This window comes from Brevibacillus sp. AG162, assembly GCF_006715575.1.
GTDB classification, from domain to species: domain Bacteria; phylum Bacillota; class Bacilli; order Brevibacillales; family Brevibacillaceae; genus Brevibacillus; species Brevibacillus brevis.
This window is the reverse complement of record NZ_VFNO01000001.1, coordinates 926,142-937,352: the sequence shown is the minus strand read 5'-3', so window position 1 is coordinate 937,352 and position 11,211 is coordinate 926,142. Positions and strand designations below refer to the sequence as shown.

General features: G+C 48.9%; 4 protein-coding genes. All 4 read right to left on the bottom strand.

What is annotated here, in order from left to right:
* From edeJ to FB479_RS04410, 4 genes are read right to left on the bottom strand one after another with little or no spacing between them, the layout of a single operon-like run.
* On the bottom strand, positions 1–2,691 hold the full coding sequence (gene edeJ / locus FB479_RS04425) for an edeine non-ribosomal peptide synthetase EdeJ (RefSeq protein WP_142062733.1): 2,691 nt from the start codon (positions 2,689–2,691) through the stop codon (positions 1–3).
* Positions 2,692–2,721: 30 nt separating this feature from the next.
* Complete coding sequence (gene edeK / locus FB479_RS04420) at positions 2,722–6,705, bottom strand: edeine non-ribosomal peptide synthetase EdeK (RefSeq protein WP_142062730.1); 3,984 nt, start codon at positions 6,703–6,705, stop codon at positions 2,722–2,724.
* A 33-nt stretch (positions 6,706–6,738) separates the two neighbouring features.
* Positions 6,739–10,029, bottom strand: coding sequence for an edeine non-ribosomal peptide synthetase EdeL (gene edeL / locus FB479_RS04415; protein ID WP_142062727.1), 3,291 nt, complete (start codon positions 10,027–10,029; stop codon positions 6,739–6,741).
* Between the two features lie 17 nt (positions 10,030–10,046).
* Positions 10,047–11,210: a pyridoxal phosphate-dependent aminotransferase gene (locus FB479_RS04410; RefSeq protein WP_142062724.1), complete on the bottom strand. Its 1,164-nt coding sequence runs from the start codon at positions 11,208–11,210 to the stop codon at positions 10,047–10,049.
* Position 11,211: the final 1 nt, after the last annotated feature.

The window sequence follows — 11,211 nt, the reverse complement described above, 5'->3', positions numbered from 1 at the left end:
CTAATTCCCCTTCCTTTTGTCGATCAGTTCGGCACCCTTGTCTACGGAGAGAACTCCCTCCTTGACCTCCCTCAGCAATTCCAGAAGGGATTCGTCATCATCGCTTTGATCTTCCATAGATGCAAACTGATCCTGTTTTCTTTGTTCGAGAAAATCCACAAACATGGCAATCGTATAGTAGGAAAACAAATGAGCGACGCTAATCTCGCTGTCCACTTGTTTTACAATTTGCGCATGCATTTTAAGCAACAGCAGGGAATTCCCTCCCAACTGGAAAAAGCTGTCGTGTACCCCCACTTTTTCGATTCCCAAGATTTCTTTCCAGATGGTAACCAGCTGTTCTTCCTTCTCGTTTCGCGGGGCTACGTATTCAGCATCGGACGCCTGTTGTTCATCCACTTCAGGCAGTAGCTTGCGATTGATCTTGCCCCCTGCTGTCAAAGGCATTTTTTCAATGCTGACAAAAAAGGAAGGGATCATGTGATCGGGAAGCCGTTCGCTGAGATAACCACGCAAGTTACTTGCGGTCAATTCCTGAGCATTCGATACGTAGTACGCGCACAATCGAGCCTTCTCTTCTTGAAATAGCACGGCACACTCTTTTACTAGCGGGTGGGACAATAGAACCTCATCAATCTCGCCCAGCTCAATTCGGTGCCCGCGTACTTTTACTTGATGATCGATGCGACCGCAGAACTTGATATTGCCATTCGGCAGATAGCGCCCAAGGTCGCCTGTCCGGTAAAGCTTTTGATAACCAATTTCCGGATAAGGGTTGTCAACAAAGCTGGCTGCAGTTTTCTCAGGATCGTGCAAGTAACCGTGCCCCAAGCACAAGCCAGTTATATAAATCTCCCCTTGATGCCCAGCCGGAACTAGTTTTCGATTTGAATCCAGCAACAGAATTTTCGTATTGGCTATCGGCTTTCCGATCGGTATCGGTCCCTGATGGGTATGGTCGATCTCAAAGTAGATGACACCGATAGACGTCTCCGTCGGACCATACAGATTCGTGATACGAACGTGGGGAAACCGCTGAAGAAACAGATGCACGGTGTGAGCCGTAATTTCCTCTCCCCCCAAGATCAGGTGGCGAATCGAAGAAAGTGAATCGTGTATGTCCATCCGTGTTTCCATTTGATCTACCAGCAGATTAAAGACCGACGGCACAAAGTCCGTAATCGTAATCTGATAGGTTGAAATAGCGTGCAACACTTGATCGAGCGTCATCTCGAATTCAGGAATCGGCAATACCGTACGGCCACCATGCAAGAGCGGCCAGAAAAGTTGCCAGACCGAACTGTCGTAGTGATGGGGAGTCGTCTGGAATATGGCGTCTTGTTCTGTACAACCGTAATGTTCATCCATCCAGCGAAACCGATTGAAAATACCGATATGAGGAACAACAGCTCCTTTTGGTTTGCCGGTGGAACCAGATGTATAAATCACATAGATCGGGTCGTCCACATCTACCTGGACCTGCAAGTCACCTTCTTCCTTGATATCATCCGCATCGACGATTACAGCACGTGTCCATTGCACGAATGACGGTTCCTGACGTATTTCTGGTCCGATCAGCGTCACCGGACAATCCAATTCATCCAGTAGCTGCTTTTTCCGTTCGTTCGGACTTTGCACGTCTAGCGGAACAAATGCCGCACCCGTTTTCATCACAGCTAGAAGGGAAATGACCAAATTCAAGCTACGATTCATCAAGACGGGAACATAGCTTCCTCTTCCAATACCGCTGGCCTTCAACATACGCGCAAGGCAATTGGCTTTCCCATTAAGTTGAGCGTAGGTAAGGGTTTTGTTGCCAAACACAGCCGCTGTTAGATGAGGAGTACGCGCTGCTTGTTCCTCGATCAGTTGATGGATCGGCTTTGGAGCAGAATGAGGAACGTCCGTTTGATTGCGGGTATACAACAAATCAGTCCGCTCTGCTTCCGTCAACATATCGATTGTGTGAACTAGCCGTTTGGGATCGACGACCACTTCACGAAGAATTTGTAAATAATGACTGATCATTCGTTCGACGACAGCCTCTTGGAACTGCTCTCCCGCATACCGTACGCGTCCGGTAATTCCATCTTCTGTTTGCTTGCATGCAAATACCACTTGCAGGGTCAGACCTTCTAAAGCAGCAATATCTTGCATGTTTTCTAGTACGAAAGCTGTATCCAGCAGTGTCATCAGATCGGTGTCGGATAGATCAAGCCATTGCATCATTTGCGAAAACGGATAGTTCTGATGCTCCATTGCCTCTTTGACCAGCTGCTTACCCTCTTTCGCCACTTCTGCAAAAGTAGCTTCTTGATGCATCCGTACACGCAGCGGCAGCACCCGATTCCAAGCATTAGGGGGAAGCGGATTCTGAAAGACGGGCGTGAGAATGATCATGTCGTCTGTCTGCTTATACCGATTCAGCATGATTTGAAACGTCGACAGAAGGAACAGGTAGAGCTTCATCGGATGATGATCGCAATGAGCCGCAACGGCAGCGTTCAAATCATCTGGAAAGACAAAAGATATTTCTTTTGTCTCCTTCTCCCCATCGCCTTCCTTCTCCGTCCCTTCGGTTGGAAGGAGGGAGAGCGTCCACTCCCCCTGTAACTTCTCTTGCCAGTACTGCTCCTCCCGGCTAAATTTCCGACTGGTTAGCAGAATGTTTTGCGAAATAGTAGTCTCCATATGCCCTCCCCCTCTTACTCACCGCTTGCTCTAAAATTCAAAATCCCAATCGACGCCCTGTGCTTGAATAAGGGCTACCTCACGGGTCAATTCAAAGTCTTGCAGGAGGCGCTGGGGATCTTCCATCACCTGCTGCAACAAGCTTTTGAAGTCACTCACAAACTGCTCCATCGTTTCTCTTCGGAACAGGTCACTGCGGTAATCCAGCTTACATGTAAGTCTGTCAAAAACAGGGTAAGCCGACAGATGAAGGTCAAGTTTTGCCGTGTTGTTTTGCAGTGGATAGTTTTTGACGATCATGTCCTCAAGCTCCAGTTCCCCTTCCGGATTGTCCATGTTTTGCAGGACGAAGATCGTATCAAAAAGGGGCTGACGACCTGTATTTGGTTCAATGCCAAGAGTCTGAACAAACAGATCAATCGGGTAATCCGCCTGTTCAAAAGAGGCTAGCGTATGCTCACGGACCTCCGCAAGAAACTCGCGATAGGTTTTCGCGCCTTTTGGATAATTGCGTAGGGGAATGGTGTTGATAAACATCCCAATCACTTCATCGAACTCTGCAAATTTGCGGCCAGCTACTGGAGTTCCGACAACGACATCCTCTTGGCCGCTGTATTTTGCAAGCAACATGTTGTAAACCGACAACAGCACCATGTAAAGTGTCGCCTGTTCCTGCGTTGCCAGCTCCTGCAACCGCTGCGTCTCCTCTGCCGATATCTCGAACTCAATCGTCGCACCAGGAAACGTAAGAGATTCTGGCCTTTCGTAATCAGTCGGAATCGATAGAAGTGGTGCCGGGCTGGAAAACAGGTCTGCCCAATAGCCAGCTTGAAGCTCCCCTGACTCAAGTGCAGATTCCTGCCAAACAGCAAACTCTTTTTGCTGAACTTCCAATGCAGGAAGTGTCACGCCTGCATAGAGACGAACAAAGTCTTCCACGAGAATATCCATGGATACACCGTCTGAAACGATATGGTGCATGTCGAACAACAAGAGATGCTTTTCCGGTGCAATCCTGATTAGTCCTGCACGCAACAAGGGCGCTTGACGCAAGTCGAATGGCCGTACGAATGTTGCCAGGCTGGCATCCAACTGCTCTGCACTTGCTTCGCTCACTTCCAAACGGAAGGCCGGCGAATCATGTACAAATTGAACTACTTGCCCATCTATATAATCAAACGAGGTACGAAGAGATTCATGGCGGTCAATCAATCCTTGAAAAACATGTTCTACTTTCTCACGACTCAAATCACCCTCGACGAAACGGGCAGCCGTAATATGAAGGCTTGTGTCAGTCGGATTCAACTGCTGAAGAATAAAGAACTTGCGCTGGGCAGGCGTAACCGGATAGTACGATCTGGCTTCGACTGGGAATCGTCTTTTCATTATCGTCTTGTCTGCCCCATCAATCACCTTGCCAAGCTCTTGAATCGTTGGGTGATTAAACATGGTTCGCAGTGGAAGCTGTACGCCAAATTGCTGTGCAACCTGCGCAGCCACCGCGTTGATTTTTAACGAGTGCCCCCCTAGAGCGAAGAAATTGTCCCGAGCGCTGATTGTTTTTGGATCGAGCTGCAGCACTTGAGCCCAGATGTGGGTGAGAGCTTTTTCCGTTTCGGTTGTAGCTGACACAAAAATAGATGTGTCGACCCGATCCTGTATGCCAGGCTTCGGTAAAGCCCCTCTGTCCACTTTTCCGTTCGGGGTAAGTGGCAATACGTTTTGTTTTACATAGTGCATCGGCACCATGTATTCCGGAAGCACAGTAAACAGATAATCACGCATATCTCGTGCAGAAAATCCCTCCAGGGGAACGACATAGGCACATAAGTACTTTGCACCCGTTTCCTCTGAAAGCGCCAAGACAACCGCATCCTTGACCGCAGGATGTCTGCGCATTACCTGTTCAATCTCACTTAATTCGATTCGGTAACCCCGAATCTTGACTTGATTATCCATTCTTCCGAAGTACTCAATATATCCGGCCTCCGTGATCCGGCCTACATCACCCGTTCGATAGAGGGCTTGATAATCAGGGTCTTCTACCCAGCTGGCATACGGATTTGCTACAAAAACTTTTTGCGTCCGTTCCTCATCTTTGTAGTAGCCGTAACCAACGCCCGGGCCGGCCACACATATTTCTCCTTTTACGCCTCGTGGGCAGATACACTGATTTTGATCGAGTATGTAAATATGAGTGTTCTGAATCGGTATGCCGATGGGAACCACTATCTGCTGATCGCTAGGCATTTCCCGGATAATGTGGTGCGTAATATCATCGGATGCTTCCGTTGGCCCGTACATATTCACCAATGGAATTTCCGAATAGCAGCCAAACCAGCGCCGTACCAGAGGGGCAGGCAACTCCTCTCCTGTTACTGCCATCCATCGCAGATCAGGGAAGCTGCGATCGGAGTCGGGCCATTCTTGAGCGAGATCAAGCAGCACAGATAGCAGAGATGGCACCACTTCCGCGATGGTGACGCGATTGGAACGGAGTACGTTATGAAGGGCCTGCGTATCCATAACCGTCTCGGTATCGACCACCAACACAGAGCCACCCACCAGCAAAATAGATAGATATTGCCAAACAGAAATATCGAAGCAAAGGGAAGCCGTTTGTGCGACAAGATCGTCCTCGCAGAGGGATAGGTCGTTGATTTTAGCGAAAATGTGGTTAATCATTCCACGGTGGTGCACCATTACGCCTTTCGGTTGTCCAGTCGTGCCCGATGTGAAGATGATGTACGCCAAGTCTGTTCCCGCACTCTCCCGATCGATGTCCTCTCCCGAAAGCGACTCAACCGATTGATCGGATTGACCAAAGACATAGAGATACTTCAGTTCAGGTGAGGATGCTTGAATCGACTCCAATCCATCTAGCAAGTCAGGCTGAGTGATTAACCCTGCAATCTCGCTCTTCTGCACGATGTACAAGATCCGATGCTGCGGATAGTCTGGATCAATCGGTACGTAGGCTCCTCCCGCCTTGAACACTGCAAGAATCGCAACAAGCGTATCCGCGTTACGCTTCATATAGATACCGATTTTCGTGCCAGGTCGCAATCCTTGCTGGATAAAATAGCGCGCGAGTCGATTGGAGCGCTCGTTTAATTCCTGATAGGTTAAGGTTGCTTTTCCGTCTGTCACCGCTTTGCGATGAGGAGTCTTTTTTACCTGCTCCTCAAAGAGGCGATCAAAGCTCTGATCGCGCGGAAAATCAACCCGGTTGTCGTTGAATGAAAGAACTAACTCCCGAATCTCTTCCTCAGATAAGCACGCTATCTCTGCGATCTTCTGATCCGGTTGCGTTACGATAACCTGATAGATACGGACCAAATGCTCCATCATCCGTTCCATCATGGGGAGTTGGTATCTTTGCCCCACGTAACGCACGAGTAATTCGAGCGAGTTTTCCTTTTTAGAAAAGAGGAGCTGCAACTCGCTCGATACCTGTTCCAAGCTGTTCTGATCATGAAGGACGTCTAACAAGCAAGTCGCCTCAAAAAACGGTGTGCTGTTCCCCTGCTGCGGAACTTGCAGTTCCTCAATCAACCGCAAGATTGGGTAGTTCTGATGTTCCACAGCGGCCTTTAAGGTCTGCCGAACTTCTTGCAGCAACTCCTTGATGCTCCATTCCGGGAGCACCTGATGACGCAAGGGCAGTACCTTGTTCAAAAACTCACCCGGCTCTGATTGACGAAAGATAGCCGTTCCAACGCATAAGTCCTGATGTCCCGTATATTTGGACAACAAGATGCAAAATCCACTCAGCAAAGCCATGAACAAACGCTGATCCGAGCCATTGCTCAAATGAATCAGCGCCTTGCTCAGCTCGTCCGGAAACACGATGGTCAGCTCACGAAGCTCAGACTGACGCTGAAACGAGGCCCGAGAGTCTGTTGGAAGGTCGAGTGAATGAAACTCTCTCGAGAGGTTCTCCATCCAATAGTCTTTTTCGCGATCAAACTGCCCACTGGCCAGCAAGATGTTTTGTGCCGTTATCGTTGACAAGCCAATCCCTCTTTTCTGTCCGTCATGTATTTCTTAAAAAGCAAAGTCATCGTCGTCCACTTGTCCCTGTGCTACTTGTACTACTCCATGACCGATCTGAAGTTGTCCGATAGTTCGGTTCGGGTGGCCTACCATTTGCTCCAGAAGAATGACAAAGTCTTGAGCCATCTTCTCGATTGTTCTTCTGTGATACAAGTTCGTGTTATATTGCCAGTGCATGCGTATGTGATCTTCAGCCTTAACTACTTCCAAAGCCAGATCGAGCATGGCAGCTTTGCGTCTGAATTCGTAGGGAGCAAACTCGATTTGATCGAGACGGACTTTTTGCTGCTCCGCTGCATGATGCAGGGTCAGCATGGCGTCAAACAACGGGTTCCTTGCTGGATCGCGAGGCAATTGAATCTGGCTTACGAGTTGGTCGAATGGATAGTCTCCATGCTCAAAACCGTTTAGCACGTTTTGGCGTACCTGTTCGATATACTCTTGGACGGTCAATTCTTTCTTCGGCCAGTTCCGCAAGGCCAAGGTATTAACAAACATTCCTACAACAGGGGCAAACTCCGCACGCTGTCTACCATCCATGTCGCAGCCGATGACGATGTCTTCCTGATTGCTGTATTTGGATAACAAAACAGAATAGACGGCCAAAAGAAGCATGTACAGCGTCGTAGAACTCTGACGGGTGAACGTGTCGAGTTTTTCCAGCCATTCTTCAGACAGCTCAGTCAGCAACTCGTCTCCATCAAATGTCATATTTTGTGGGCGAGGAAAATCCGTCGGGATTGCCAACGGTTGCAGCTGCCCGGAAAATGCATCCAACCAGTAGGCTTCATGCTCGGCCCAACTGCTCTCAGCAGCTTGTTCTCTTTGCCACCAAGCGAATTCCTTGGCCTGTACCGACAATTCCGGCAAAACCTGTCCTTGGTAGAGGTTACAAAACTCCTCAAGCAAGATGGACTTGGATATGCCATCTGAAATGATATGGTGCATGTCGAAAATCAACAGATGCTCCTCTGATGAAATCTCAATGAGGCCGATACGAAGCAAAGGAGCTTGCTTTAAATCGAAAGGCCGGAAAAAGCGTTCGATTGTCTTTTCCACAGCTTCCTCGTCTGCTTTCCATGTCTCAATCTGTACAGACAGATCACTGTGTACTTTTTGTTTCACCTGTCCTTCCATCAGATGAAACGAGGTGCGCAGCGCCTCATGTCGTGCGACGAGTTGATCTGCAACGTCTTGGAGACGCCCTGAATCAAGGGAACCGGTCATCCGCATAACTCCCGGTGTATGATAGCTGGTAGCATCTTCTTCCAACTGCCACAACAGGTAAAGCCGCTCTTGCGCACGCGTGACAGGGTAATATTCCTGATCAGAGAGCACGACGATCGGTTTTTGCTCCATCTCTTGGAGGCTGCCTGTGATCCGACTCGCCAAGCCTCGAATCGTCGGAGCATCAAACAGGTCGCGCATCGAAAGCTTCACTTGAAACTCACTTTCCATTCTGGATAAAAGCTGAATGGCCTTCAGCGAATGCCCTCCCTGTCCAACAAAGTGATCAAGCACACCTGGCGATGGAATCTGTAAGACATCCGCCCACAACTCAACCAGCTTTTGTTCGATAGGATTTGCCGGAGGCACGTAATCACTACTGACGCTAGGCTTTACAGCAGGCAAAGCTTTTCGGTCGATCTTTCCATGCGGGGTTAGCGGCATCTCGGACAGCTCCATAAAGTAACTCGGGATCATATAACCGGGTAGCCACTCCAGCAGGTGCGCACGAAGCCCATCCGGCTGAACACCGTCCTTTTGCACCACATAGTAGCAAGCCAGTTCGGTCAAACCCATCTGATCGGTCATAGCCAATACAGCTACCTGATTCACAGCAGGATGCTGAAGGACGGCGCGTTCAACTTCTTTCAGTTCCACACGATAGCCGCGCACTTGAACCTGATCGTCCATCCGACCCAGATATTCAAATACGCCCGTTTCACTGAGCAATCCGACATCTCCAGTACGGTAAAGTCGCTCGCCGGTAATGGGATGATACGTAAAAGCTTTCTCGGTCAACTCAGGCTTGCCCAAATATCCGTCGGTGATGCCAATTCCTCCGATGCAAATCTCGCCCTTGACATCTGGGGGACAAATTTCCCCCGTCTGACCAAGGATGAACATATGCGTATTGGCAATGGGAACACCAATAGGGATTCTGAGTGTTTCTTCAGCGGGCTGTTCTGTGCAAAGATAGACGGAAGCGTATATCGCTGATTCCGTCATCCCGTATATATTGGCGATTCGCGCGATACGGAACAGACGATTCCATTCGCGAACCAAATTGGCTGTCAGTGCTTCTCCTCCATTAAATACCCACTTCAAATGGGGCAACGGATCTGGTTCATTGCGAGAATGCACATGAGCCAGAAACACATTCATCATCGCTGGAACGAACTGGGTGACTGTAATGCGCTGCTCTCGCAGCCAGTCATACAACGCTCCCGGATCTTTCCCGTCTTCCTCTTTCAAAATCGACAGCTTTGATCCAACCATCAGCGGCCAAAACAATTCCCACACCGAGTCCGTAAAAGAAATCGAGGTTTTTTGGGCAACCACGTCTGTCTCGCTAAGCGGAAAAGTCTCCTCCAGCCAAAACAATGTATTCAAGACCTGTTTGTGCGTAATCATGACGCCCTTTGGCGCACCGGTCGAACCAGATGTGTAGATGACATAAGCAACATCATCCTCTGAACCCGCCGGGGCTATCGCCTCATCCTTTTGGCGGCGAATATCGAGCGCTGTATAGACCTTGTATCCATCGTGATGGAAGGAAGTCTCGTCCAAACAAATGATCGTTTCGATGCTGTCAGGTAGATCCGGAATGATCTCATCCAGATACATGGATTCTGTTACAAGCACCTTGCAACGACTATCCTGCAAAAGATACCGAATTCTAGCTCGGGGATAATGCGGATCAACCGGGACGTATCCCCCACCTGCTTGGAGGATTGCGAGAACTGCCGCTACCATACGGGAACTCCTGTCTGCGAGAATTCCTACGAGTTGCGAAGGAACTACACCCGCATCTTTCAAGATACGGGCTAACTGGTTTGCTTCCGCGTGTAGTTCTGCGTAAGTTCTTTCTCGATCCGCCTCTACCACAGCGACTCTATCAGGCGTTTTTTCCGCTTGCCGGGCGATCAGTTCAGCGATTGTCACTTTGTTGCGATACGGTTTGTCTGTCTGATTGACTCGGGTTAACAAGTTCGCTTCATCATCAGTGAGCAGGTTAAACTCGTTCAGATCCAGATCGAGCTGCATACGTCCATTCATTGCGACTCTTCCCCTTTTTAGGTGGTGGTGAAAAATTCCCGCAAACGGTTAATTCCCTCGTTATACTTGGCGGCAGAGTATGAGAGGCGCAGTGTGTTCGGGATGCCAAAGTCAGAACCCGGTACGGTCGCCACATGTGTAGCCTCGAAAATTTGCGTAGCCAACTCAAGCGAGGTGCTGATGCCTTTTCTCTTCATAAATTCTTCGCAGTCAATCGTGAAGTAGAAGCTGCCTCTCGCTGGCAGAGCACGGACATCCGGTACATTTTGGAAAGCGTCTATCGTGTAGTCTCGACGACCTTTGTACAGTTGGACCAAATGATCAACCTCATGCTGGTAATCAAGCGCAGCCATTGCTCCGAACTGTACGACTGGGTCTGCTGTGAGCAGTGTGTGATGCTGAATGACCGTCAGTGGCTGCACCAGCTCATCCGGTACGATCGCATATCCGACACGTCTGCTGTACATCCGATACGCTTTGGAAAACGCATCCGTTGTGATGAATGTAGACTTGGTATTTTTCAGCTGCATCACGGATTCGCACTCGTCATCGAAGTAGGTATTCGCATAAATTTCGTCATTGATAATAGCTGCACGACCGTCTACGATGCTGTCGATCGTATACAATTCCTCTTTTGTAAGAATATTTCCCAACGGGTTGCCTGGCGTGTTGATCACGACCACTTTTGTCTTGTCTGTAAAGTTCTCTTTGAACGACTCCACATCCAGTCTCAACGTATCCAGATCAATTTTGTAGTAACGAACTTTCGCACCGACTAAGAGCGCGCAGAAATGATAAAGCGAGTAGTACGGAAGTGGCAGCAACACTTCATCGCCCTCTTTAAGCAGGAGGTAGAACAGGTTACGGAAGAGTGTGCTGGTTCCGACACTGATCACGAAATTCTCCGGTTTGATTGACACATCGTATTTTGTTTTATAGTGGGTCGCGAGCTTTTCTTTCAGCTCAGGCAGCCCCCCTGGATATACAAGCGAATATTTTTCAAAGCTGTTCAATGCCTGTTGCATAGAATTGATAATTTCGGGATGCAGCGGCATTTCTGACTTCCCAAGAGTCATGCGGATCGCTTCTCCACCGTTTCTCTCAAGCTCATTTGCCATCTGGTCCAGTACAAACATCAAAAAGCGCTCGTCGTGAAAATTAATGGAGGATCTGATTTCCATA

What these genes read in the sequence shown, in the direction of transcription:
- edeJ (WP_142062733.1), bottom strand. Translation starts at nt 2,691, where the DNA reads ATGGAGACTACTATTTCGCAAAACATTCTGCTAACCAGTCGGAAATTT.
- edeL (WP_142062727.1), bottom strand. Translation starts at nt 10,029, where the DNA reads ATGAATGGACGTATGCAGCTCGATCTGGATCTGAACGAGTTTAACCTG.
- FB479_RS04410 (WP_142062724.1), bottom strand. Translation starts at nt 11,210, where the DNA reads ATGGAAATCAGATCCTCCATTAATTTTCACGACGAGCGCTTTTTGATG.